26 protein-coding genes are annotated in these 24,205 nt (G+C 62.8%); 12 read left to right on the forward strand and 14 right to left on the reverse strand.

Features of this window, described 5'->3' with window-relative positions; genetic code table 11:
- Positions 1-206: 206 nt before the first annotated feature.
- Positions 207-992 (reverse strand): helix-turn-helix domain-containing protein, encoded by a 786-nt coding sequence (locus RR_RS13135; RefSeq protein ID WP_049938961.1) that lies wholly within the window; start codon positions 990-992, stop codon positions 207-209.
- A 95-nt stretch (positions 993-1,087) separates the two neighbouring features.
- On the opposite strand from RR_RS13135, the gene RR_RS13140 reads away from it, so the two are divergent.
- Positions 1,088-1,489, forward strand: coding sequence for a hypothetical protein (locus tag RR_RS13140; RefSeq protein WP_011224007.1), 402 nt, complete (start codon positions 1,088-1,090; stop codon positions 1,487-1,489).
- A gap of 15 nt (positions 1,490-1,504) precedes the next feature.
- Here the strand turns inward: RR_RS13140 and RR_RS13145 are convergent, their stop codons facing one another.
- Both RR_RS13145 and RR_RS13150 read right to left on the reverse strand, forming a co-directional pair.
- On the reverse strand, positions 1,505-2,284 hold the full coding sequence (locus RR_RS13145) for a DUF7537 family lipoprotein (RefSeq protein ID WP_011224008.1): 780 nt from the start codon (positions 2,282-2,284) through the stop codon (positions 1,505-1,507).
- Positions 2,285-2,373: 89 nt separating this feature from the next.
- The gene (locus RR_RS13150) at positions 2,374-3,336 is read right to left on the reverse strand and encodes a C-terminal binding protein (RefSeq protein ID WP_011224009.1); all 963 of its coding nucleotides are present in this window, start codon (positions 3,334-3,336) and stop codon (positions 2,374-2,376) included.
- A gap of 164 nt (positions 3,337-3,500) precedes the next feature.
- On the opposite strand from RR_RS13150, the gene RR_RS13155 reads away from it, so the two are divergent.
- Positions 3,501-3,773 (forward strand): ubiquitin-like small modifier protein 1, encoded by a 273-nt coding sequence (locus RR_RS13155; protein WP_004958357.1) that lies wholly within the window; start codon positions 3,501-3,503, stop codon positions 3,771-3,773.
- Between the two features lie 25 nt (positions 3,774-3,798).
- Here RR_RS13155 and RR_RS13160 read toward each other — a convergent pair whose 3' ends face one another.
- Positions 3,799-4,200: a MoaD/ThiS family protein gene (locus RR_RS13160; RefSeq protein ID WP_011224010.1), complete on the reverse strand. Its 402-nt coding sequence runs from the start codon at positions 4,198-4,200 to the stop codon at positions 3,799-3,801.
- Positions 4,201-4,291: 91 nt separating this feature from the next.
- Between RR_RS13160 and RR_RS13165 the strand changes: the two genes are divergently transcribed.
- The 3 genes from RR_RS13165 to RR_RS13175 all read left to right on the forward strand — a co-directional run bounded on the left by RR_RS13165 (position 4,292) and on the right by RR_RS13175 (position 5,398).
- Positions 4,292-4,660, forward strand: a complete 369-nt coding sequence (locus tag RR_RS13165) for a hypothetical protein (protein WP_004958360.1) — start codon at positions 4,292-4,294, stop codon at positions 4,658-4,660.
- 104 nt (positions 4,661-4,764) lie between these two features.
- Positions 4,765-5,019: a hypothetical protein gene (locus RR_RS13170; RefSeq protein WP_004958362.1), complete on the forward strand. Its 255-nt coding sequence runs from the start codon at positions 4,765-4,767 to the stop codon at positions 5,017-5,019.
- 10 nt (positions 5,020-5,029) lie between these two features.
- A complete protein-coding gene (locus tag RR_RS13175; RefSeq protein ID WP_004958364.1) occupies positions 5,030-5,398 on the forward strand; it encodes a hypothetical protein in 369 nt (122 codons plus the stop codon).
- Here the strand turns inward: RR_RS13175 and RR_RS13180 are convergent.
- On the reverse strand, positions 5,382-5,747 hold the full coding sequence (locus tag RR_RS13180) for a hypothetical protein (protein WP_004958366.1): 366 nt from the start codon (positions 5,745-5,747) through the stop codon (positions 5,382-5,384). The two genes, RR_RS13175 and RR_RS13180, sit on opposite strands and share 17 nt — an antisense overlap.
- Positions 5,748-5,783: 36 nt before the next feature.
- Positions 5,784-7,730, reverse strand: coding sequence for an aldehyde ferredoxin oxidoreductase family protein (locus RR_RS13185; RefSeq protein WP_011224011.1), 1,947 nt, complete (start codon positions 7,728-7,730; stop codon positions 5,784-5,786).
- 260 nt (positions 7,731-7,990) lie between these two features.
- Between RR_RS13185 and RR_RS13190 the strand changes: the two genes are divergently transcribed.
- Positions 7,991-8,581 carry a 50S ribosomal protein L15e gene (locus RR_RS13190; protein WP_004958369.1) on the forward strand — a complete coding sequence of 197 codons (591 nt, stop codon included), beginning with the start codon at positions 7,991-7,993 and terminating at the stop codon, positions 8,579-8,581.
- Between the two features lie 277 nt (positions 8,582-8,858).
- Here RR_RS13190 and RR_RS13195 read toward each other — a convergent pair whose 3' ends face one another.
- The 4 genes from RR_RS13195 to RR_RS13210 all read right to left on the reverse strand — a co-directional run bounded on the left by RR_RS13195 (position 8,859) and on the right by RR_RS13210 (position 13,463).
- Positions 8,859-9,884: a Brp/Blh family beta-carotene 15,15'-dioxygenase gene (locus RR_RS13195; protein WP_171814232.1), complete on the reverse strand. Its 1,026-nt coding sequence runs from the start codon at positions 9,882-9,884 to the stop codon at positions 8,859-8,861.
- Entirely contained in the window at positions 9,881-10,606 is a 726-nt protein-coding gene (locus tag RR_RS13200) for a lycopene cyclase domain-containing protein (protein WP_011224012.1), read from the reverse strand. The genes RR_RS13195 and RR_RS13200 overlap by 4 nt, the downstream gene beginning before the upstream one ends.
- A 48-nt stretch (positions 10,607-10,654) precedes the next feature.
- Positions 10,655-11,626: a phytoene/squalene synthase family protein gene (locus tag RR_RS13205; RefSeq protein WP_004958374.1), complete on the reverse strand. Its 972-nt coding sequence runs from the start codon at positions 11,624-11,626 to the stop codon at positions 10,655-10,657.
- 256 nt (positions 11,627-11,882) lie between these two features.
- The gene (locus RR_RS13210) at positions 11,883-13,463 is read right to left on the reverse strand and encodes a bacterio-opsin activator domain-containing protein (RefSeq protein WP_011224013.1); all 1,581 of its coding nucleotides are present in this window, start codon (positions 13,461-13,463) and stop codon (positions 11,883-11,885) included.
- Between the two features lie 129 nt (positions 13,464-13,592).
- On the opposite strand from RR_RS13210, the gene RR_RS13215 reads away from it, so the two are divergent.
- From RR_RS13215 to RR_RS13230, 4 genes are all read left to right on the forward strand, one after another.
- Positions 13,593-13,877, forward strand: a complete 285-nt coding sequence (locus tag RR_RS13215; RefSeq protein WP_004958380.1) for a DUF7562 family protein — start codon at positions 13,593-13,595, stop codon at positions 13,875-13,877.
- A 66-nt stretch (positions 13,878-13,943) separates the two neighbouring features.
- Positions 13,944-15,317 (forward strand): RNB domain-containing ribonuclease, encoded by a 1,374-nt coding sequence (locus RR_RS13220; RefSeq protein ID WP_011224014.1) that lies wholly within the window; start codon positions 13,944-13,946, stop codon positions 15,315-15,317.
- 400 nt (positions 15,318-15,717) lie between these two features.
- Complete coding sequence (locus RR_RS13225; RefSeq protein ID WP_011224015.1) at positions 15,718-16,458, forward strand: ABC transporter ATP-binding protein; 741 nt, start codon at positions 15,718-15,720, stop codon at positions 16,456-16,458.
- A 20-nt stretch (positions 16,459-16,478) separates the two neighbouring features.
- Positions 16,479-18,065 (forward strand): hypothetical protein, encoded by a 1,587-nt coding sequence (locus tag RR_RS13230; protein WP_171814233.1) that lies wholly within the window; start codon positions 16,479-16,481, stop codon positions 18,063-18,065.
- Here the strand turns inward: RR_RS13230 and RR_RS13235 are convergent.
- Positions 18,062-18,664 (reverse strand): hypothetical protein, encoded by a 603-nt coding sequence (locus RR_RS13235; RefSeq protein WP_011224017.1) that lies wholly within the window; start codon positions 18,662-18,664, stop codon positions 18,062-18,064. The genes RR_RS13230 and RR_RS13235 overlap by 4 nt on opposite strands.
- Positions 18,665-18,734: 70 nt before the next feature.
- Here RR_RS13235 and RR_RS13240 point away from each other — a divergent pair, with 70 nt between their 5' ends.
- A complete protein-coding gene (locus RR_RS13240) occupies positions 18,735-19,913 on the forward strand; it encodes an MBL fold metallo-hydrolase (RefSeq protein WP_011224018.1) in 1,179 nt (392 codons plus the stop codon).
- 22 nt (positions 19,914-19,935) lie between these two features.
- Here RR_RS13240 and RR_RS13245 read toward each other — a convergent pair whose 3' ends face one another.
- The 3 genes from RR_RS13245 to RR_RS13255 all read right to left on the reverse strand — a co-directional run bounded on the left by RR_RS13245 (position 19,936) and on the right by RR_RS13255 (position 23,182).
- Positions 19,936-20,229 (reverse strand): DUF6432 family protein, encoded by a 294-nt coding sequence (locus RR_RS13245; RefSeq protein ID WP_004958397.1) that lies wholly within the window; start codon positions 20,227-20,229, stop codon positions 19,936-19,938.
- Positions 20,230-20,660: 431 nt separating this feature from the next.
- Positions 20,661-21,326, reverse strand: a complete 666-nt coding sequence (locus RR_RS13250; RefSeq protein WP_011224019.1) for a hypothetical protein — start codon at positions 21,324-21,326, stop codon at positions 20,661-20,663.
- 467 nt (positions 21,327-21,793) lie between these two features.
- A complete protein-coding gene (locus RR_RS13255) occupies positions 21,794-23,182 on the reverse strand; it encodes a PKD domain-containing protein (RefSeq protein WP_011224020.1) in 1,389 nt (462 codons plus the stop codon).
- Positions 23,183-23,330: 148 nt separating this feature from the next.
- Between RR_RS13255 and RR_RS13260 the strand changes: the two genes are divergently transcribed.
- On the forward strand, positions 23,331-24,179 hold the full coding sequence (locus tag RR_RS13260) for a DUF7093 family protein (RefSeq protein ID WP_007188661.1): 849 nt from the start codon (positions 23,331-23,333) through the stop codon (positions 24,177-24,179).
- Positions 24,180-24,205 lie beyond the last annotated feature (26 nt).

Below are 24,205 nucleotides of genomic sequence, written 5' to 3' on the forward strand. Positions count from 1 at the left end.
GGTCGTACCCAATTATAGGGGTGCATCCCCCATGACGCCTCGTTTGGCATATGCCGAAGTTCGGAGAAGTAATATCTATGTGTCACGTTCGGCGCACCACGACGTACAACTCTCACTCCCGCTGTTACCGCGTTCTGAACTGCGACGCGGCAGTATACAGGTAGTGCAGTGCAGTTCGGTTCTGGTGCCAGACGCGATACTGTCGACTACACGCCCGAGCGACCGATACGGAGGCGTCCACCCTCGGCGACATCTTCGTCGGCCTGAACTGGCCCCATCGACCGCGTGACGAACGACCGGACGATCCACGCCTCCGCACGCTGGAGGCGGTACTGGAGCGTCGACCGTGACACGTCGAGCGTCTCTGCGAGGTCAGTGAGCGAGGTGTCCCGGGGCGTCCGGTAGTAGCCGTGTTCGACGGCAGCCTCGACAGCGGCCTGTTGTTCCGGCGGCAGCTCCGCCAGCGTCACGGCCTCGTCGACCCAGTACGAGGGGGAACTGAGCTGCCGGAATTCGACGGTGAGTCCCTCCCGGAGCTCGGATTTCATCTCCTCGAACAGGCCGTCGACGCCGGCGTCGCTACAGAGGAGGAGCCGCCACTCACACCGGCTGCCACGGCGCTCAGTCTCGACGAGGACGCCGCGGCCGACGTGGTCGATGGCTAACCGCGGAATCGAGTGACAGTCGCCGGCTTCCGACCGGTAGCTGTACACCGTCCGAGCGCCGGGGTCCGAGCCGATGACCTCGTACGTCCAGTCCGTCTTGCAGTTACGGGTTCCGATGCACTCGGTACACTGGACCGGGTCGTCGTACACGTCATCCAGCTGTTCAAGCGCAGTCTCCGGGCCGGCGACGCGCTCGAGCCGCCACATCCCGTCTCGTGTGACGTTGCACGCTATCGTCCGGGAATGGGTCTCCGGATAGTCGATGAACACGTCCATAACGGGGTCGACGTTCCACTCGTAGTCGATAGTGAAGATGAACTCTCGCATGTACATCCCGTTGCGTGTCGAGTGGCTTATACGCACTGTCTCGTTCGGCGTATGCCAAACCAGCCGTCATTATCGAAGCACGCTTTCGAGGGAGTATGTCGTGTCCTGTCTCTCCATCTACTGGCGACTCGTCCAGCGGAGCGGTCACTGGCGACACACCGGACGACTCGCCGTCGCGCATTCGCGGATATGAACTACCGACGCACAACTGGCGACACACCGTCGTCTACGGGGCGGTGTTCTGGGCAATCGTGGCCGCTGCGTGGCTCGCCGTCCCGACCGGTCACCCGTTCCAGCTGGGGGTCACGCTGTCCGGACTGTTTGCGGCCCCGCTGTTGCCGGTCGCACTCTGGTGTGATTACCGCCAAGCGAGAGAGTTTGGCACCTGTGACCCCGGTCTTCAGGCGTACCTCTCGAACCTCATTCGGGATATCAAGACGGCAGGGACCGGCCAGAGCGCTCTCGGCGACCAGCGCCGGGAATTCCTCAGGTGCTGAGGTCGGCCACGCCGCTCACGTGGTTGCGGTCGATTGCTGAGACCGGGCCTCTGCAAGCCAGTCCGGGTCTGGAACGTCAGTCGACCCGACGTCGGTGATCTCGTAGCGCCACTCGATTGAGACCGTTTCGCCGTTGTCAGTCTCGCCGGTCAGCGTCCACGCTGTCTGGCGTGCAAGTCCGTCCGAATCGACCAGAATCACGACAGTGAAATCGGTCACAGTCACGTTCCCGCCGGACCCGAACGCGCCGGCACCGAACTGCCGCCAGGTCGAGAGGTCCGAGTACTCGTAGCGGTCCACCGTGACGCCGTCGAAGGTTTCTGTCCCGACAAAGCGGGCGTCATCGACTGATTCGTAGCTGAGCGTCCCGCGGTCGACGGCGGACTGGAACGAGGTGTCGTCCTGTGGCCTGACCTGATAGAACGCTTCGCCGTCAGTCTCGTACCGCGTGTAGGCCGAGCCGTCGGCGACAAACGTCTCGAAATCAGTTCTGGCGTCCGGCCCGGACATCGTGAACGTCTCCAGCGAACGGTTCGCCTGCAGGTCCACCTGATAGACGTTCGTTATCGTAGCCGTCTCGCCGGCCTCAGTCGTCGAGTACGACCACCTCGCGGTGAAACTGCCCGCGTCTCGCAGGAGGCGGTCCGTCGCCTCAACCGAAAGGTCGTCCCGGTCTGCCGGTGCGGCCCCGCCGTCGTCTGCATCAGTCCCGTCGCCCACCGCCGGACCGCCGCCGAGACACCCGGCAAGGACGAGCAGTGACACCACCAGCACAGTAAGTAACCGCGTTGTCATGTCTGAGAGGAGGCTGCCACAGGAGATAAGCTAGTATGGTTGATACGACCGGCGGGGCCGGCGACGCGGCACTTGCACCTGCAAAGGCGCTACAGCCAGTCCGTGTCCGGGTCGATTCGGTTCGGCGGCGTCTCGCCGGCCAGCGCGGCTTCGACGTTCGCCGCGACGGCGGCATTAAGGTCGTCGCGAGCTTCCTCAGAGTACCAGGCCGCATGCGGCGTGACGATACAGTTGTCAAGGCCGACCAGCGGGTGCTCAGCCGTCGGCGGTTCCTCGGCGAGTACATCGAGACCCGCCGCTCCAATCATTCCGTCCTCCAGCGCCGTCCGGAGCGCCGCTTCGTCGACGAGGCCGCCACGGCCGGTGTTGACCAGAATTGCCTGCTCACGCATCGCTGCGAGCGCGTCGGCGTCTATCATCTCTGCCGTCTCCCCGGTCAGCGGCGCGTGGAGGGAAACGTAGTCAGCTCGCTCGTACAGCGTCTCCAGCGCGACCTTTTCGACATCGGCGTCGGCCATCTCCTCGGCATCGACGTAGGGGTCGTAGGCAATCACGTCGAGGTCAAAGCCACGCAGTTGGTCGCGCACCCGCCGCGCGATGGGGCCGAAAGAGACGAGGCCCAGCGTCTGGTCGCGGACGCGATGCACCGGCCGGGTTCGCTCCCAGCCCCAGCCGCCGTCGCGAACGTCGCGGTCGTAGGCCGTAAGCGTCCGAACACAGTCAAGCAGTAGCGTCACCGTGTGGGTAGCGACCTCGTCGGTACAGTACTCGGGGACGTTCGTGACGGTCACGCCGTTGTCTGCCGCCGCAGACACGTCGATGTTGTCGATACCGACGCCCGCTCTCGCAACGATCTTGAGGTCGTCCAGCGCGTCAAGCACGCCGGCAGTGACCGGCGTGTTCACGTCCACGACGAGGCCCGCTGCCCCGGCAGCGGCGTCCCGGACCGCGTCCTCGTCGTCTGTCTCCGCGACGACGACATCAGCGTCGAGTTCCGCTCGCAGTCGGTCGACATCTATCATCGGGTCATCGCTTGCGACCACACGTTCCATGTTCGGAGTCAGGGCCTGAGACGGTAAAACGGGTCGAAGTCGTTCCCATCGGATAGGAATTCGAGGTCGATGATAGATTCAATACAACGAGTAAATCAGTTGATTGTTCGATCCACGTGGTTCGAGCGCTGTGATTTAAGCCACTCGACCGCCAATCCAGCGGTATGCAAATCGAGCTGCGGTTTTTTGCCAACTTCCGGGAAGCCGTCGGACAGAAAACGGTTCACCGCGAGTATGAAACGGACCTGCAGGCGGGCGATGTGCTCCGACAGCTCTCCGAGGAGTTCACAGAGATGGACCTATTTGAGGACGGCGAACTGCGAGAGTATCTGACAATCCTCCGGAACGGAAGAGACATTGCCCATCTCGATGGTCTAGAGACCCCACTGGAAGACGGAGACGAACTTAGCGTGTTCCCGCCAGTTGCCGGGGGGTAATTCCTGCGACAGTCAGTTGCCCGAGTCAGCAACAGAAGATGAACGGGTATAGCAACCCGATGCGGTCGCCGGTTTCCAGTTCCGTGTCCAGTCCGTCGAGATGTTCGTTGAACTCACCGTTGACCGCCACTCGCGCGTAGCATCTGGTCTGTTCGCCTTCGGGGTTTTTCGCCCAGTCGCCCGGCAGGTCCGCTATCTCCGGGGCCCAGCCCTCGGTGGTGGCGTCGGCTTCGGTTTCCGCGATGAGCATATCGCCCACGTCGTACTCCTGAAAGAACGCGTCGAGGAAGTCACGTAGCGTGTTCCCTTCGAACGTGTATGACAGCGCCGGTTCGCCGACGACCCGGCGAACGTGGCCGGTGCACCTGACCTCGACAGTAGTCAGGTCCATTGCCGACGACTGTCGCTCTACTGTCTCACTGCTCATGTGTACGCTACACCCCGCCGATAGAAGTCAGTAGAGACGAACATGTTCGCCCATCGCTGGGGTTTATTTGCGGCGAACTCTGTGTGGCGATATGGACAATATCGAACTGGGGATTCCGGCCGGAATTGTCGACTCGCTGCCGCCGGACAGCGAGGACACGAAACGCGACATGGAACAGGCCGTTGGTGGCTGGGAGCGGGAGCTCAACGCCGCGCTCAATACCGAAGAGCCGGCCAGCGCCGTCGTCGACCACATCGAGCAGTTCGAGAGCCGGTGGGAGGCCTACGACGAGTACGTCGTCGAACTTCGGGCCTGGGGTCAGTCACCCATCTACGCGATGGCCTGGCGCGACCTGCACGCCGCCGTCATTGCCCAGATTTACGACCACGCCGATCTGGATGAGCGCATCAACCGCGAGCGCAACGCCCGCATCGTCGACGACGGTATCCGGCCGGGGTAGACCCTCTCTGTCCGGCAGAGTGACACCTCGGGATAGCGCGGGTGTGGCAAACGAGCGCCGGACCGCCGATAAGTTTAGACGACCGCACCCGTAACGACCACACGATGGAGCGTGAACGGAGTTTTCGCGGCATCTCGGTTCGAGCCGCTATCGGGTATCTAGAGAACCTCGGCGGCGAGCAACGCGGCGAAGCGACCGTCGAAGGCGACGGCTGGGCGGCGACACTCTCAGAGGAGAAAGTCGCTATCGGCCCCAGCCTCCAACTCAACGAGGTAACAATCCAGTTCGACGGTGACCCGGAGACACTGGAGCCGCTTATCGAGAAGTTCGCACAGAAAGCAATGCGGGCGGGCGGCTGACCGGGGCGCGATGGCCGACCCGTCGTACCCAATCGAGGGGCAGATCGTCTTGCTGGCCGGCACGCAGGCCAGCGTCCCGCTCGACCGCCTCCCCGACCTGCTCGAACAGGTGCAAACGTATCTCCGGGCAAACCGGGAAACCTACGACAGAGAGTACGAACGCATCAGCGGCCCCAGAGAGGCCGATTACGTCTGCGCTGAGTCGGACCACTGGGACAGTATCGGCACAGAACTTGGACTGAGCAACCGCGAGCAGGACGCCGTTCAGCGGGCCCACGCCGCCCAGTTCGAGCGCGACGGGCGGCGGCTGGACAGAAGCGAGGAGTTCGAGACGACGCTGGAAATCAGGGCCGTACTGGCAGTCAGCTCTGAACCGTAATCGTCTCCAGCACGCGCTGGGAGAACGCCGTTTCGGAGAGGTCGCCGTTTTCGAGGTCGTCGATCCACTCGCTGTCGACTGACCATTCGCCAAGTTCGGTGTCCTCAAGATCCGTCACGGTCGCCTCGATGTCGACGCCGGACCAGTCATCAGCGTGGAGGTCCCGAAAGACGTTGATGACGCGGCCGATTTCCCGGTGGGGAATGACGGCCGCCTCGTCGGCCGAAATTGATTCATATGTGAGCCGGTACGTCTCGCCCTCGTCGGTGAAGTCGGTGACGTAAACGCCGTGGCTGGTCAGTCGGGACTCTACTTGAAATTCGAAGTCGTCGATATCTTCCTTGCGCATTAGAGAAGTGAAATGTGTTCGACGGCCGGCGCTATCTCAGTCGTCGCTCGGTGCCGCTGCGCCGCCGGAGCTGACGCCGGTTCCGGGGCCGATATCGATTCCCAGTTCGTCGAGTTTCTCGTCGGGAACGACGCCGTTCTCCCAGCCACGGACCTCGTAGTACTCGTCTTTCATCTTCGAGAGTTCCGCGAGTTCGCCCTCGGAACCGCCTTGGGCTGGCATCGCGTGCTCGTCGCCCTCCACGAACCGGTTTGGCAGGTCGTCGTCGGACCCGTCGAAGCCCGCGAGGTTGTTGTAGTACCGTTCGAGGTTGTAGACGCGCTCGCCGGCCTCCATCAGTTCCTCCTCGCTCACGTCCAGCCCAGTCATGCCGTTGTACTGCAGGACGTACTCCTCGATACCTTCCGCGAAGGCGTTGAACTTGCAGATGTCGAAGGAGTCACTGATAGCGTGCAGGTCCTGGAAGGTAGCACACAGCTCGCCTTTGCCCTCCCACTCTCGCGGGTCAACCTTCTCCGGGATACCGAGAATTTCGGCTGCTGGGGTGTAGCCGCGCAGGTGACACGCCCCACGGTTTGAGGTCGCGTACCCGATTGCCATCCCCTTCATACAGCGCGGGTCGTAGGCGGCCATCGTCTGGCCTTTGACCGCGAGAGAGTTGGTGTGAGCGTCGAACTCCTCGGCGAGATGGTCCGGCCCCTCGGCGAGGTGGTCCGCGAGTTCCGTCTCGCGGTGGGCGATCATCTCGATCATGTCGATCATCGTCTCGGCGTCGCCCCAGTCCAGACCGTCGTCGAGTTCGTCGAGTTTGCCCTCCTCGGTCATCTCCATCGTCATCGCCATGGTGTTACCAACATCGATGGTGTCGACGCCGAGGTCGTTACACCGGTCGAGCATCACTGCAATCTTGTCGCGTTCGACGTGGCCGGAGTTCGGGCCGAGCGCCCACGCGGACTCGTACTCGTAGGATTCGGTGCGGACGTTCATCTCCTCGCCCTTGTGCATCGCCTGCACCTCGACTTCCTTCTTGCAGGCGACCGGACAGGAGTGACAGGTCGGCTCGTCAACAAGGATGTTCTCCCGGACGTTTTCGCCCGAGACGTTCTCTGAGTCGATGATACGCTCGCCGTCGCCCTCGGCGTCCGAGTACGCTCGCGTCGACGAGTACTTCCCGTTTTTCGTCGGGAGACCGTCCATCTCCTCGGTGGGATTCATCAGGACGTTGGTCCCGTACATCGAGAGTCCGCCTTCATTGGGCGCGGTCACGTCGGATTCCTGGATGACCTGCATCGCCTGCTTGTGGCCCTCCTGGAACGTCTCTTGGTCTTTTGGCTTCGGCATCCGAGTGCTGGACTTGACGACGACGGCTTTGAGGTTCTTGTTGCCCATCACGCAGCCGGTGCCACCGCGACCCGACGCGCGGTCGTCCTCGTTGACGATACAGGCGTATTTGACCTCGTTCTCACCGCCCTGGCCGATGGCCATTACGGAAAGGTTCTTGCCCAGCGAGCCGCCCTCGATTTCGCCTTCGAGGTCGTCGATAGTGTCGTGGACGCCCTGCCCCCAGAGGTGTGAGGCGTCGCGCAGTTCCACTTCGCCGTCTTCGACGAGCGCATACACCGGCTCGTCAGCCTGCCCTTCGAACAGCAGTCCGTCGAAGCCCGACCACTTCAGTCGCGCCCCGGACCAGCCGCCGTGGTGGGAATCAGTGACGGTCCCCGTCAGCGGCGACTTCGTACAGATGGCGATACGACCGCTCATCGTCACCTGTGTCCCCGTCAGCGGCCCGTTCATGAACGCCAGCAGGTTCTCCGGCCCAAGCGGGTCAACGTCCGGCCCCTGGTCGAAGACATACTTCACGCCGAGTCCGCGTGCACCGATATACTTTTTCGCGTCTTCCTCGTCAATACCTTCGTAGGCTACGTCCCCGTCTCCGAGGTCGATCCGTGCCACGTGGTCCTGAAAGCCACCAAGGTCTGTCATGGTAATACGTGACTCTCTGGCCGCAAGCAAGTTAACGGTTTGTGTTGCTAAAATATAGATATCTGACGGTTTCAGCGGTCACTTGCCCTGCGTGACCGGGTCTCATCCACAAGTCTGGTCCGAACCGTTTAAGACTCCGAGCGGCAAACTCCGGGGTAACTCGCTGGACAACGGGCACCAGCGGGCACCTGCGTGTGCAGGTCGGGATGTGAGTCGCGCCGCGCGCGACTTGAACCACGCAACGCCCGTGGTGAATACATATGGCACGAAGCGCATATTCGTACATTCGAGATGCCTGGAAGAACCCAGGCGACGGACAACTCGCAGAACTACAGTGGCAGCGCCAGCAGGAATGGCGCAACGAAGGGGCCGTCGAGCGCATCGAGCGCCCGACCCGCCTCGACAAGGCCCGCTCGCAGGGTTACAAGGCCAAGCAGGGCGTTATTGTCGCCCGCGTCTCCGTCCGCAAGGGCAGCGCACGCAAGCGCCGCCACAAGGCCGGCCGCCGCTCCAAGCGCCAGGGCGTCACGCGCATCACCCGCCGGAAGGACATCCAGCGCGTCGCCGAGGAACGCGCCTCCCGCACCTTCCCGAACCTGCGCGTGCTCAACAGCTACTCCGTCGGTCAGGACGGCCGCCAGAAGTGGCATGAGGTCATCCTCATCGACCCGAACCACCCGGCCATCCAGAACGACGACGACCTGTCGTGGATCTGTGCTGACGACCAGGCCGACCGCGTCTTCCGCGGTCTGACCGGTGCCGGTCGCCGCAACCGCGGCCTCAGCGGCAAGGGCAAGGGTAGCGAAAAGACCCGCCCGTCGCTGCGCAGCAACGGCGGCAAGGGCAAGTAACCCACCTTTTTCCGCCTCGGGTGCGCGAAGCGCACCACTCGGCGCAAAAACGTGGTCCTCGTGAGCGAAGCGAGCGAGGTGGTTCGAGACGGCATTGCCGTCTCGTCATGCCGGAAATCTTCGATTTCCGAGCAGCTCGAAAGACGAGCGAGCAACGCGAGTCTTTCGGTGGCGAAAAAGGCCGAACGCTCGCTTCGCTCGCGTGGATGTCCACCGTGATTTTCGACTTCAGTTCTTCCAGACATCCGGTCATAGTGCCGTCTAGAGAGGGAGCCGACTACGCCCAGACGCCCTGTTCGCGGTCCATAATGCTGACCACAACGACGTGAGGCAGTGTGACGACAGCGATGAACACCAAGTACAGCGCGACCCACTCCGGGACGGACCCCGGCGGATTTGGGACAAGGAAATATAGCCCGCCGAGGAGAGCGAGCGAGGCAGCGGTCAGCGGGGCGGCGTCGCGGGCAAACCGCGCCAGTGCCGCCGATGGGTCGCGGTTCTGGAGTGCGGCAGTGGCGTCGTCGTCGACCAGCAGCAGGCGGGCGACGTGGCGCAGCGAGTGCCACAGACAGAAGTACACGCCGATGGCGAGCACCGGCGGGACGAGGGCGAAGTAGGCAAGCAGGCCCAGCGTCTCACCGGCGTCGAGCAGCCACGGCCGGCGGGCATCGGCGCGAGCGAACCCGACGGCCAGCGTCGCCACGACGAGCGCGCCGTAGGCGAGGGCGAGCGCGGTCCGCACGTCGGTCCGGAACGCCCAGCCGATAGCGGCCACGGCGTCGGGCGCGAACAGCGAGACGAGGTCCGTCGCGACGCGGCGGTACCACTCCGGGAACGCGAGCAGCGGGACTAGCATCGGCAGGCCGCCGCGGACGAGGACGGTTCCGATTCGCTGCGGGAGTGACCGGAGGTGGTCGGCGTCGGCCAGCGCGCGTAGCGCGTAGAGGTCGCCCTGCCCCCAGTGGAACCACGTCACCGCGATGAACAGGACGAAGGCCGCCGCGGGTGCGAGGAACCAGGTGACGGCGTAAGCCCCGCCAACGACGCCGTAGAGCGCGAACACGCGGGCGATAGCACGCCAGTCCGGGCGCTCGCCACGGGTCCGTGCGACCGCGAGGTGGTCGACTGCGCCGTGGGGCAAGCCGAGCAGGACAGCGCTGACAACCAGCGGGGCGTACTGGAGCGCAGGTGGTATCGAGACCCCCGCGAGAAACGGAGCGACGACGGCGAGGCTAGCGACCCAGCCGGGAGCCAGTGCGACCCGGTAGCGAACCGACGGTTCGACGGCGCTGCGGTAGCTCACTCCCATCTGTCCATGAGCCAAGTATAGAGCACGACCCCCTGCACGACGAACAGCGTCGTCAGGAGGAAAAACACCGCTTCCTCAATCGGCAGGTCAAGCAGGGGAACCGTGTAGCCGGTCGTGTACTGTTTTGAAATCGTCCAGACGCCGAGTCGGATGGCGATGCTGTCGATACCACAGAGATAGGCCATTGGGACCAGTGTCGCGACGCTCACGGTCCGCCACTCGCCGACGAGGAAATGCCACCCAAACAGCCACTGAATGGCGAGAATCGGACCGCTCCAGACCAGCAGGGACCCGAGGTACAGCCCCGAATCGGAGCGCAGGAGTGCAAGGCCGGACAGCACGACGACGAGCGCAACGGCAAGCCCGACGAGTCGCGTTCGTGTTGGCGTGGCCAGCGGGCGCTCCGTGTCTACCCGAAACCGGGCCACCCACAGCCCCACCATCGCCGTCTGCAGGATGAAAAAGAGGTACTCGCCGAGGGGTATCGACCAGAACCGAAGCAGTACAGCGCCGTCGCCGTACCACCAGACGCCGCGCCGGATGAGCGCGCCGTCCCACGGCGTCGTGTAGACGAGCGCCAGACCGGTGAGGATAGCTGTTCCTGTGAGTACGTCCCGGCGGCTCCCGAGGCGGTAGGTAGCCGTCAACGCTAGGCCGGCCACGACTGGGACCACGAAGAGGGCGTGAAACTGGAGATACGTGAGGGTAGACAGCATGAGTTCAGATACAGCAGGTGGTCGAAAACGATGCCCGGCGCGTGGCTGTCATCCACGCCACGTGGGCTGCCCGTGGCTGTGAGTGTCTGTTGGCGTCTCACCGGGGCCACGCTCGGAGACAGCGCTCACGGTGTAGAACGTCGCTTCGGGGTCGCCGTTACGCCGCCAGTGCCACCACGTGCGGGCGAGGAGCCACAGCCGGCGGCGACGGGTGAGGTCCGGTGTCTCCGTCAGCACGTCGTACCCGCGGTCACGGATAAGCCGGTGGTGGTCAGCGTACAGGACCGCAGCCAGCAACACGCCAAACTGGCAGTCTTCCGGCAGGTACCGGATGCCGGCGACGCCCTCGCGGTAGAGTTCGTCGGTCCGGGCCAGTTCCTCCTGCATCACGGCGCGGAAGGCGTCATCGACCTCGGCGTCGGCCAGTTGCTCCTCGGTGACGCCGTGGCGCTCGAGCGTCTCCTGTGGGAGATACACCCGGCCGTAGTCGTGAATGTCCTCACGAACATCCCGCAGGAAGTTCGAAAGCTGGAACGCTTCGGCCAGTGCCGTCGCGTGGGGCAGGGCCTCCTCCTTCTGTGGCGGGTCCATTACCTCCGTCATCATGTGGCCGACGGCGACGGCAGAACCGCCCATGTACTCACGGAGGTCCTCAAACGTCTCATAGCGGGCCTGTGCGATGTCCATCTCCATCGCGTCGATGAAGACGTTAATCGTCTCCTCGGAGATGTCGTGACGGTCAGCCAGGTCCTGAAACGCCGCCATGACTGCCTCGTGGTCGGTTTCTTCCGGGTCGATGTTCCCGAGTGCGGCCTCGCGAATCACCTCCAGTTGCTCGTGCTGAACGGTCGGCGGCGGCCCGTCCGTCTGGTCGACGACCTCGTCCGCGACCCGGAAAAACGCGTACATGACGTACGTCGGGTGGCGGATACGCTCCGGAAGCAGACGCGTCGCAAGGTGGAACGTCCGTCCGGTTTCCTGCTGTATCGATTTGCTGGTTTGGATGTTATCGGAATGCATTGAAAGCTATCGGGCGGTCATTCGGCGGGCGATGCGTCGCGCGCTTGTCGGCAGGCTGTCCGTAATAGTCCGGTCGGTCCGTGAGTGCGCCGCTATTACGGGGGTCTGTGTCCCGTCGGTTCGCCGGTGACAAACAGGACACTGGTTCGGTATCACTACATGTATATACGGTTGTTATCGGTATAAGCAGACTACCAAACTGCTTCGGGAATCGCGTCAAGCGTCCGACACCGGTAAGGGGGTTCGGAATCACGAGTTACCAGTTTTCAAACACTTCTTCCAGTAGCTTTCGCTCACCCGCACGGAGGTGCTGGTGGAACGTCGACGGGCAGATATCCATCGACTCGGCCAGTTGCTCACCGGAGACATCACGTGGCCAGTCGAAAAAGCCGCCGAGGAACCCTTTCCGGAGCGCCGTTAGCTGGCGGTTCGTGAGACGTTCCTCGACGTTTGCAATGAATGCCTGCCGGGAAACGGGCGGTTCGTCCCGCTCTCGCACCGAAAGCAGTTCCGTCTCCGGATACTGGTTTCGGACCTGCTCGACCACGCTTCGGGTCTCCATCGACGCCGGAAGCGTGACGGTGACCGTCGCTTGTCGCGGTTCGACGAGAATGTCGCCCGTCTGGGCTCCGCGGTCGGCGACGACCGAGACGACCGGTGGGTCCGAGACGGTGAACTCGAACAGCGCCGCCGAGTCCGACGTCGAGACGTGCGAGACGCCCGACACCTGCGGGTGGTCGGCGGCAACGGCACAGACCGCCGAGGGGTCGTCCGTCTCGACGAGGAAGAACATCACCGTTTCCTCACCGTTGGGGACGCTCCCACCGTACTCCATCGAACAACCGAGTTCGCTTGCCACGTGAATATAAAAAACGTCGGGGTCGGTGACCTGCAGTTCGAGTTCCGTGACGTTGTCGGCGGTCAGCAGCCGGCTGGTCTCGCGAGCATCGATAGCCGCCGCGGTGGCCCGGCCGATGGTTCCCAGCACGGCCTGTTCTCGGGGATCAAACACGTCGTCACTGTCGGCATAGACGGTGAGCACGCCGTATAACGATTCGCCGGAGACGAGCGGCACGGCCGCGACAGATGCCACGTCGGAGTCAGCAAGCCGGCTGTGTTGCTCGTCGATACCACCGGTCACGACCTGCATCTCCTCGGTACGAGCCGCCTCCGCGACCGGGTCGTCGGCGTCAAGTGGGATAGATAACGCGGTCGGTCGGTCGGCTGACAGGGCCGTCGACGACAGCGTCTCGTCGCGCAAGTCGAGTTCGGACACCCAGGCGAACTGGTAGGAGTCGACCGTGGCCAGCCGGTCACAGACGGTCTGCTCGATGGCCTCCCGCGAGTCGACGGTCAGTACGTCGCCCATCACCGCCTTCAGCAGCCCGTCGACCCGGTCGACGAGTTGCTTGAGGTTCTGGCGTTCGGCCTTCAGCTCTTCGCTCCGTCGTTCAGCCGCCAGTTCGGCGAGTTTCCGCTGGGTGATATCGATGTGTGCGACGACTGCGCTCCCGGCCTCATCCTCCGGAAGTGGTGCGACCCGCATCAGAAACCACTGTTTCTCCTCCGGAGAGTGACACGGGTACTCCATCGTGAACAGGTCTTGCTCACCGTCGATGACCGACTCGATGCCGCCGACTGCCTGTCCGGCGTATTCGTCGGCGTCGACATCGGTTGTCGTGAAGTAGTTCGTCCCCTCCATCTCCCCGTCCTCGTCGCCCGCGAACTCCCGCCAGGCGCGGTTCGTGAACAGGATCGTTCCCTCGTCGTCGAGGACAGCGATGTTGATGGGTAGCGTGTCCAACGTCGAGTGAGCGAGTGTCTCTGGTGGCTTCATTCAGTGTCCCTGGCTCCGAATAGCCGATACCCTGTGTAGTGGCGGCGGGTGAATAAACGTGTGGCCCGAAAACGGGGGACTGTTGCCTGTGCGAAAAGTTCTAAACGATGTCGCCCGCAACGCGTAGGTATGTTCGGGTCCCGGAGTTCCCGGGGGGAGTCAGTCACTTGCATCGCGTGTGGCGAGTCCATCCCACGGTCCGAGGCCCGCGAGTACGACAAACACGGCGACCGGTGGGACCGTCGAAACAAGACGTTCGAGCATCTCTGTAAAACCTGTTTTGCCGAGCTATGCCAGCAACCACGAGATGGGCTCGAGACGACACTTGACGCCGCCGGAGCCGGCGAGGCCGACCAGAAGACGTTCCTGAGACGGTTCCGGGAACTCTCCGAGGGCGACGCTCGCAGGGACTGAGACGCAGGGGTCACGGCCCAGTCCCACCCCGACAGCCCTAACTACGCCCTGTTCGTACCGGGTGACATGACTACAGAGGACGCACAGGCGGCCGCCGGGACCGCCGAGGGGCAAGGCCCCGTCGAGATCGACCCGGAGATGGCACGACATCTGGAGAACAAACGCGAGGAACTGTTCGAGAAGTTCGGCATTCCCGACGAGTTCCCGCCCGAAGTACTGGAAGAGGCCAAGGAGCGCACGAAGGGCGTTCAGGCGGAGATTGAAGACGAGGTCGACGAGCGGCAGGACCTCCGGGAGATGACCACCTGGACGACTGACCCCATCGACGCGCAGGACTTCGACGATGCCATCTCCATTGAGGAGCGCGAAGACGAGATCGTCCTCTGGGTCCACATCGCCGACGTGACCCACTACGTCAACCCCGACACGAAGATGTGGGAGCAGGCCGTCGAGCGCGGGAACACCGTCTACCTCCCGGCCTACACCGTCCACATGCTACCACCCGTCCTCGCCGAGACGGTGTGTTCGCTGGTCCCCAACGAGGACCGTCTGGCCCACACCGTCGAAATGCACCTCGACAAGGAGAACCTCGGCTACGAGGAGATCAATATCTACAAGTCCGTCATCCGCTCGGATGCCCGGCTGACCTACACCGAAGCCGAGCGCCTGCTGGATGAGCCAGAGACCGCAGAAGACGTGCTGGAAGACCAGAGCGTCGACCTCGCGGAGAAGACCGAGCGCGTCTGGGAACTGGCCGACCGGATGCACGAGCAGCGCAAAGAGGAGGGGTCACTCGTCCTCAATCCTGCCCGTGACCGCGCGCACACTATCATTGAGGAGTGTATGCTGAAGGCGAACAAGGCCGTCACGCACGAGCTGATGTGGAACCGCGGCGTCGAGGCGATGTACCGCGTCCACCCACAGCCGAGCCCCGACGAGTGGGACGAAGCGCTGGTCGAGATTCAGGAACTCGACGGCGTCTCTATCCCCGGCGACGCTTGGGACGACCCGCGAAAGGCCGTCAACGCCACGCTCGAACAGGCCCCCGGTCGCCAGCTCGATAAGATCCAGTGGGCCGTGATGAAGGTGATGCCGCGCGCGAAGTACATGAACGACCCCTTCGGCGGCCACCACGCCCTGAACTTCGAGATCTACGGCCACTTCACCTCGCCGATTCGCCGCCTCTCGGACCTCATCAACCACTGGATCGTCTACAGTAACGACGTGCCCGAGGACCTCATTGCGCTGTGTGACCGCGCCAGCGACCGCCAGAAGGACGCCGAGCAGTGCGAACGGGAGTACAAGAACTTCCTGCAGGAGGTCGGGCTGGACCCGTCAGCGGTCAACAACCGCGGTATCGAAGTCGTCGAAAATCCTGACGACGGCGACGAGGATGAAGACGCTGAAGCCGATGCCGCCGACGCAGCCGTTGAAGAGTAACGGCTAGCTAAAGTATCGGGTTCTGTTGTGCATGGTTCTGCAGCTACGGCCGTCGGGAGCCAGAAAGCCCCCACGCCATCGACTCCCGCGGCTCGCTGCGCGCGCTTCGCGTGCTTACGTCGCCGGGGTTCGTCGATGGCGCGGCCCCTTTCGGTCCCACCCAGCCTGGATTGGGCAACCGGCTACGGGTGGGACTGAAAGGGGCCTGTCGCTGGGCGTTCGAGACGACGCAAGCACCGCAACGAAGTGAGGAGCGCAGCGAGTCGCAGTAGCCCAGCGACAGGGGGCTTTCTGGCTGTTCAAACTCCAGCTCCAGGGCGAAACAGTACCAAACAACCATTCTAGAGAGTCGCGCATAGCAACAGCAAGACCTTTTCACAGTCGGTACGGCACTGCCCGTATGTGCCCTCCAGCACCCGCAATCGTCACCGAGGGGTTGACAAAGCGTTACAGCGGCGTCTCGGCAATAGAGTCCCTCGACCTGACGGTCCCTCGCGGAAGCGTCTTCGGCTTTCTCGGCCCGAACGGCGCGGGCAAGACCTCGACGATTCGCATCCTGACGACGTTGACGAACCCGACGAGCGGCACCGCACGGGTGGCGGGCGAGTCGGTCGCTGACCGCGCCGCGGTGGTCGAACACATCGGCTTCCTGCCCGAAGAACCCCCGCTGTACGACGAACTCACCGGCCGCGAGCAGCTGGAGTACGTCGCCGGCCTGCGCGGGCACGAGGACTGGGACCGCGTGGAGTCGCTGCTCGACCGGTTCGACCTCGACGGGGACGCCGACCGGCGCGTCGAGACGTATTCAAAGGGGATGAAACAGAAACTCGGCCTCGTTCAGGCGCTGTTGCACGACCCTGATGTCCTCTTCCTCGATGAACCCACCTCGGGACTTGACCCGCGGGCGGCGCGGACGGTGCGTGACACCATCAGCGAAGTCGCGGCCGCTGACACGACGGTCTTTCTCTCGACGCATATCCTGCCCGTCGTTGAGGAGTTAGCGGATACCGTCGGCGTCCTGTATGACGGCGACCTCGTCGCGGAGGGGTCTCCTGAGGAACTGACCGGCAGCGTCGAGTCCGGGAGCACACTCGAAGACGTGTTCCTCGACGTGACCAGCGAGCACCCGGGTGAGCGATGAGGCGACCGAACGGACGGCGGATGCGACTGATCGCACAGACGGAACTGCGGCGCACCTGGCGCAAGCTCATGGGCACGGCGCGCGGGACGCTCATGTTACTTGGCGGAGGACTGGGCATCGTCATATACAGTCTCGCTATCGGCGTGATGGCGTTCTTTTTCGGCGGCGCCCTCACCGGCAGCGACACCCAGACGGTTAGACTCGCGACGACGGCGGGCATCGTCGGGCTGCTCGGACTCGTCGGCTTCTTCACACTCCAGCATACGGTGAAATCGGCCGGCGAACCGGACGCTGCCGACGGTCTACTGACGACGGTGCCCTACGAGGACGCGGCGGCCGGGCTGCTCGCCGCCGAGGTCGGTCGAGTGTTGCTCGCGGTCACCATCCCGATTCTGGCGCTGGTGGGCGGACTTGCAGTCGGTGATGCTGGGGTACTCGTCGCTGTCGTGGCGCTGGTCGGGTCAGTCGCGGTCACCCTGCTCGGGACGGTCCTCGGCTTCAGTCTAGGGCTGGTGATAAAACTGGTCGCGAACCGCTCGGCCTTCATCGCGCGGCATCGAGCGAGCGTCGGGGCTGCCGTCTCGCTCGTCCTGCCGCTTGGCTGGGTTGCGATGACGACTGTCCCGACGGTACAGTTTCGCGTGCTCCAGCTGGCGACCCAGTCCCCGCTCTCGTGGCCTGCTGACGTGGTCCTGCTCGTTCTGGGGGCCGGTGGCGATCCGGTCGCTGCCACCGTCGCTACGGTGGGGGTTCTCAGCGCGCTCCCGGTCGGCGTGGTTGCGTGTCTGTGGCTGGCTGCGCGGGCTTGGTATGTCGATCCGGTCCAGCCTGACTACGAGTTCGACGCAGACAAGCAGACACTCTCGGACCGTCTGCTGAGAGGACGGGTCTCGACGGCGACCCGCGTGGTCGCCCAGAAGTCGTGGCTCCGTGCCAAGCGAGCGCCCATTTCCGTGCAGTTCGCGATCATGCCGTTTTTCTTCCTGGTGTATCATCTCCAGATCGTCATTCTGGAGCGAGTGGTCCCGCCAACGCTCCCCCTCAGCGCTGGCCTCGCCAGCGCGGCGGCGTTCGGGGCCGCGTTCTCGCTCAATCCGCTCGGCGGCGAGGAAGGAGTGCTGCCGCTGACACTGACCGCCAACGTCTCCGGCCGGGCGTTCGTCACCGGACTCGTCCTTGCGGGCGCACTCCCCGGTGTCGTGGTGACGACGCTACTGGTCGTCGGTCTCGGTGTCGCCGCCGGAACGCCACCAGTCACGCTCGCTGCCGGACTCACAGTCGCACTGGCCGCAACCCTCGCCGCACCGGCTATCGCCGTCGGAGCCGGCGTCGTGTTCCCGAAGTTCGAGTCGTCATCGGTGCAGGGCCACGAAGTAGTGGTTCCAAGCGGCTGGGCGTTCGGGCTGTACTTCCTCGTCCTCGGCGTGGCCGTCGCGCCGGGGAGCCTGACGTACCTGCTCGCCGTTCGTGACCTGTTCTCGCTACCGTTCGACAAAACCTGGCTCCTCGGCGGGGGGCTGGTGGTGAGCATTGGAATCGCCAGCGCTGGCGCTGTCGCGGGGTTCCTCTATGCCGCTAACCGCGTTGCAACATACCGGCTGGATTAGCAGACCGGCTTCGGGTCCAGCCCCATCGCCTCCAGCGTCTCCGCGTAGTCGTCGTACGCCGCTCCAACGGCCTCCGTCGCGGCCGCCGCTGCCGTCTCGCGCTCGGATTCCGAGAGGTGTCCGAGGGCAGTTTCCCCGTCGTCGAGTGCCGATGCCTCGCGTCGAATCTCACGGAACGTATCGGCCCGCTGTTCGTCAGCCTCGTTGATGAAGAAGCTCACCACCTGCAGATAGAACCGGTCGGCGACCAACGGGGCAGCGACGAGGCCGGCCCCGACGCGCCGTGCAGTCCCGCTAACGGTTTCGAGGTGGTCGATGAACCCATCGGGGTCACCGGCGTCTGCGTCGATGCGGTCTGCCCGCTCGGCCGCGGCCTCGGCGGCTCCCTCAAACTGCGTCGCCACGTCGCTGTCCGCCTCGGCGGCCCACTGGCCGAGGGCATCTGCAAGCCCTGACTCGCGTGTCGCCGCTGTTGTGAGCACCACCTCCGTCTCCAGTGTCGCATCTGTTGCTGCGATAAGCACCTTGTCCGAGCCCAGTCTGTCTCGCTCCGTCTCAGTCTGGTCACGGACGGCGTTGATAGTAGCTCCAGCGTCCATACCTCCGCTGGGCGCGGCAGGGGCTTGAAATCCCCGCCCGATTTATCCACCGGGGAGCGCTACAGTCGGTATGGCCGAGGACTACCCTGACCCGCCGACGGACCCGCCGTCACTATCGGCAGCGACGTTGCAAGCGAAGCTGGACGCCGGTGAATCGGTCCGGCTGCTCGACGTTCGCGACCGTGGCGAGTACGAGGAGTGGCGACTCCGCGGCGAGTCGGTAACAGCAACACAGCTCCCCTTTACCAAATTTCTCCAGGCGAAGGTGACCGGCGAAGTGGACAGCCTCGTCGCCGAGGTGGCCGGCACCGGCCCGATAACGGTCATCTGTGGCCGCGGCGAAGCCAGCGCCTTCGTCGCCGGCCTACTGACTGAACACGGTGTCGAGGCGCAGAACCTCAGCGACGGCATGGAGGGGTGGGCGCGGCTCTACGAAGCCCGCGAGATTTCCTGCGACGCCGCAACCGTCCTCCAGTATCGCCGTCCGTCATCTGGCTGTCTCGGCTACATGATCATCAGCGACGGGTCGGCCGCCGTTGTCGACCCGCTCCGGGCGTTCACCGACCGGTACAGCGCCGATGCCGCCGACCGCGACGCCTCGATCACCCACGCTATCGACACGCACGTCCACGCCGACCACATCAGCGGCGTCCGCCGCCTTGCCGTAGAGACCGGTGCCGAGCCGATCCTTTCCGAACGGGCGGTCGCCCGCGGTGTCGACGACGTGACCGCACTGGCCGCCGACGAAACGCTACGCGTCGGCTCGGCCACACTGGAGCCTCGTCCCCTACCCGGGCATACGACCGGCATGACCGGCTTCACCGTCGGCGACGTGCTCCTAGCCGGCGACAGCGTCTTCCTCGACAGCGTCGCCCGCCCAGACCTCGAAGCCGGAGCGGACGGCGCTCGTGACCTCGCCCGCGACCTCCATCGCACGCTGACTGACCGGCTCGCAGCACTCCCCGATGAGACACTCGTTGCCCCGGGCCACTACAGCGAGTCGACGGTGCCGTCTGACGACGGTACGTTCACCGCTCCTCTGGGAGGTCTCCGCGACCAACTCCCGGGATTCACGATGGACCGCGAGGCATTTGTCGAGTACGTCTGCGACGACATCCCGCCGCGCCCCGCCAACTTCGAGCGGGTTATCGCCATCAACCTCGGAACGGAGACTGCCGACGACGACACCGCGTTCGAACTCGAACTCGGCCCGAACAACTGCGCCGCTGCGCCGACGGACACAGTGTGACACCGCCACGAGAGAGTCGTAGCTACAGTGGGAGCCGCTTGCGAATCTGGTCGAGAATCGATTCGTCTTCGTCCGGCAGTGACTCCCCAACCACGCCCTCTCCTGGCAGAATAACGGTCCGTTCCCCGTTGTCCTCGACCTCGATGAGGTCGTCTGCCTTGAGAGCCGCGAGTGCATCCTCAATGCGGTCAATATTCTCTTCCGTCCGCGACCGAAGCTCGAAGACAGTCATCCCCTCATCGCGGCGGTCAGCGAGCGCATCGAGCACCGCAACCTCTGTGTCGTCCCGGTCGCGATACTCCGGCTTCGCTCTCATATCTCCCTCTAAAACCGGCTAGGTCTAATCTCTGTCCCTCGGGATTGTGACATACTGCCATGTGCAGTGAACCGTACATTGCCGGAGCAGCCGGCATGATTTGCTCGGCCACTATGAGTTCTGCACTCGCTTCTCTCGTCTTTGCCCGTATTCTCGCTCTCTATATCACAAAGGTCCAGAAAATCAGTTACGCCGCACCGCTACCGGCAAGTCGGAGGGCGAAATCTCCCCTCCTTGTGTAATTTTGGAAATTCCATGCCGCCTAACGAACGTCTTGTTGTGTCCGGGAGAGAATAGTTCGCACAACAGGAATAGGATGCAAACGAATATCGACACTATACCCATCGACATAATAAAATACGAATTAATGTCGGTCGATATGGAGATATTAAATGAACGATCTGACTAATGGTACTGTTCTATGCGGTTCGCTACTCCCACTTATCATGATAGGCCGGACCCTCGTCAAACGTTGTTGAATACTTCCCCATAAGGACACGGAGCGACCACTCATCATTGGCGTAATTGTATGCCCAGAGGTACTTGATGTAGCTAGTTTGGAACTTCTTTCCGTCCTCTCGGAGGAAGGTCACGTTGACCGTATCGGGAATATACGTGTGGTCCCGCTCTGGGTAAGTGTCGCCGTAGTTATAGTCTTTCACAATGGCGTAGTACTTCCAGAGAGGGTTAAGTCGGTCCTCGACGGTCTTTGTCCGGTTCGTGGTATCACGCATCTTCACCGTAAGATGGTATGAGTCGTTCTCTGGATGGGTTTCTGTCTCAACGAGGGTTCGGTTATCATCGTCCCCTCGATAGAGTCTGTGAACATTCTCGTCGAACTTCTCGAACTTCTCCGCTTTGGTGAGCTCTCCACTGTCGGACTCAGTCTCTGTTTCAGGTTCTTCAGTGGCTACTGGTGTGGTTGCGGTTGGCTCGGGCGTTGGGGAAGGGGTAGTGGTAGGCGTCGGTTCTGGCGTCTGCGTTGGTGTGGCTGTCTCTTCGACAGGCTCGCCACCTCCCACAAATCCGGAACAACCGCCGGAAATAATCAAGAGGGCTATAGCAACACTGCTAAAGATTGTTTTTCTCTTTGTCATGGCTTTTTATTCTCGTTGTTAGTGTCTGTATTATCGGTTTCTGATTTAACAGGCGAGAGGGTCGGAATCTCAGTCGGAGTTGGCGTTGGTTCGGGTATCCAACCAACCGTTGACTCATTTCCATCTCCTCCCGCAGGTGGTGAATCAGGCGCAGTTCCGTCACTAGAGGCGAAAAGTGCGATTCCATCAGTTAGAGCGGCCGAGACAACTACGTGGACGGATATACACAAGGTACTAACGGAGCCATCATCAGACTGGATACCGGGAGCCCATGAGTACGCAGACAAGTACTCACGGGCATCCGTCCGCGTGATGATCGGAGCAACAACTGAGTGCAGGAGAGTCCCTGCTTCGGTCGCTAATAGGTAGGCAACTACCTCTCCGGTCTTTCCCCTACAGCACATCCTATCTTGAATCTATTTTCTGTCTGTTATAAATCTAAGCATTAAAATAGAGAAGTAAACACGTTACCAGAAGCTCCAACCGCCCCCGCCGTCATCGTCGTCGCTACTATCATCGTCGTCATCATTGCCGCCACCTAACCAACCGCCGTCGTCGTCATCGTCATCATTGCCGCCACCTAACCAACCGCCGTCGTCGTCATCGTCATCACCACCGCCGCCGAACCAGCCGCCGTTGTCTTCGTCGCCATCACTGTTGTCATCATTTTCACCGCCATCGTCATCATCATCGTCGTCACTGCTGCTACTGTCGTCGCTGCTGTCACCGTCATCATTGCTACCGTTATTATCATCGTACGTCCAATCAAAGCCTCCATCGTCGTCATCATCTCTACCGTCGTCATCATCTCCTCCGCCAGGATTCATCAGGTTGTTCGGCACACTTGAGGCCGGACGAGTACTTCCACCGTCACCGCTGCCGTCGTCAACACTGCCACCGTCACCACCATCGTCACCGTTCTTGTTGGTTTGTTCTTCTAATTCCTCCTCTATCGCGTCCGTCCGAGTATCGATAGTCTCTTCAGTGAATGTGCCGCCATAGCCGTCCGCAGAGAGGTCGTTCAATTCGTCTTCGTTCGCGATTTTGGTTAGCTCGCCATCCACATGGACCCACAGGCCGTCTTTCCCGTCAGTATCAACCCACGTATCGCCGATCTTCATCGCGGCCGAAGTACAGCCCTTGTTCTGCCCGTCAACGTAGTAGTTCCCGCTACCGCCCGGACAGTTGTTGCCACCGGCGCTGCCACCGTTGCCAGACGAGTCGGCGACCTGAATCGTCCGATTGGCGACGCCACGCCGTCCGTCGGCATCGTAAGCGATCACACGGACGGATACAGAGCCGGAGTCGTTGAACGTGTGCGTAATGGTCGAGGTGGCGTTCTCACCGGCGAGTCGCGTCTGGTTTTGGGCGGTGCCGTTGACGACCCAGGCGAGCGTTCGGAGGTCGGCATCGCCGGCAGTTACGTTGGCAGTCAGATTCCGCCGGAGGCCAGCGGGTACCGCAGACGGGGCCGAAACTGAGACTGACGGTCCACTGGCGGCCACCACGTCGACATGGAGCGTGTCCGAGCGCGACACACCGTCGTCATCAGTGACGGTGACAGTAACGTTGTACTGGCCGGTGTCGGCCGGTGAAAACGTCGTCTGGACGCAGGTCGGGCAGTCGGGTGTGCGTGTTGTGCCGTCCGGCGTTTCGATGGACCACTCGGTATCTTCGATTGTGCCGTCGGGGTCGCGCGAGCCGTTAGCGTCCAGCTGGACCGTCGTTGCTCGCTCGACGGACTGGTCCAGTCCGGCGTCGGCAAGCGGTGGCTGGTTGCCGGTCGCCACCGCTGTCCCGCCGAGAAGTGCCGAGAGGGCGAGGGCCGACACCACGAGTGTCGCGGTCCGGTGCATTAGCGTAGCGTAACATCTGTATCAGTTATAAAATTTCACAAACTAGACTGAAATTAATATAACGCCGTCGCGAAACAGGTAGTATTCTGTCAGGAATGGTCGAGCCAACGGGCAGGGTTTAAGTACGCCACGGTGGGAAGTTCTGGCAATGGGTCTCAAATGTTCCGTCCTCGGGCACAAGTACGGTGAGACCACCGTCGAGCGCGAGCGCGAAGAGCAGGGTAGCGAAGTCGTCATCACCATCCAGGAACGGGAGACCTGTGAGCGGTGTGGAAATACGCGCATTGTCTCGGAGAACAAGGAGGTAACGGCTATCGAGACGCCGTCGGATATCGCTAGCGACCTCGTCGAAGACGAGTCCGAATCCGAAACGGCGGAAACCGAGTCACCGCCGGAAGACGAGCCGGCTGACAGCGCGGCCGAACCCACTGACGAGGGAACGGAGCGCTCGGACGGCTGGGATAGCGTCGACGATCCGGTCAAAGCGCCGGGGGATTCGGGAGTCGGCGACAATGGCGGAGACGACGAGCCGGTTGATCCGTCGGCCGACGACGCCGAGATTATCGATGACAGCGACAGCGAGGGAAGCGGCGACGTGGAACTGGACGAGCCGACGACGACGGTCGACGTCCCGGACGCCGAGAGCGAGGAGCCGGTAACCGAAGACGAGACTGATCCGGAGAAAGACGACGGGCTCATTCTCGGCGAGGAAGCGGAATCGGAGTCGACCGGCGACGACCGCCAGCCCGGTGAGTGGCCTGATGAGCCAGGAGACGACGGGGACGGCTGGTCGCCGGAGACGATGCCGGTCGATTCCGGAACGGACGACGATTCGGGTGTTGAGTCAACCAGCGACAGTGCCGTGACGGTTCCAGAGGGCGAGTTCGCCTGTCCGGAGTGTGGATTCACCACAGAGGTCGAATCGACATCGTTGCGCGCCGGGGACTTCTGTCCGGAGTGTCACAAGGGGTCACTTATCACCCGTGGCGAGGAGTGAACGCAAAGGGTAAGACAGCCCCTCGC

This window comes from Haloarcula marismortui ATCC 43049, assembly GCF_000011085.1.
Taxonomy (GTDB): Archaea; Halobacteriota; Halobacteria; order Halobacteriales; family Haloarculaceae; genus Haloarcula; species Haloarcula marismortui.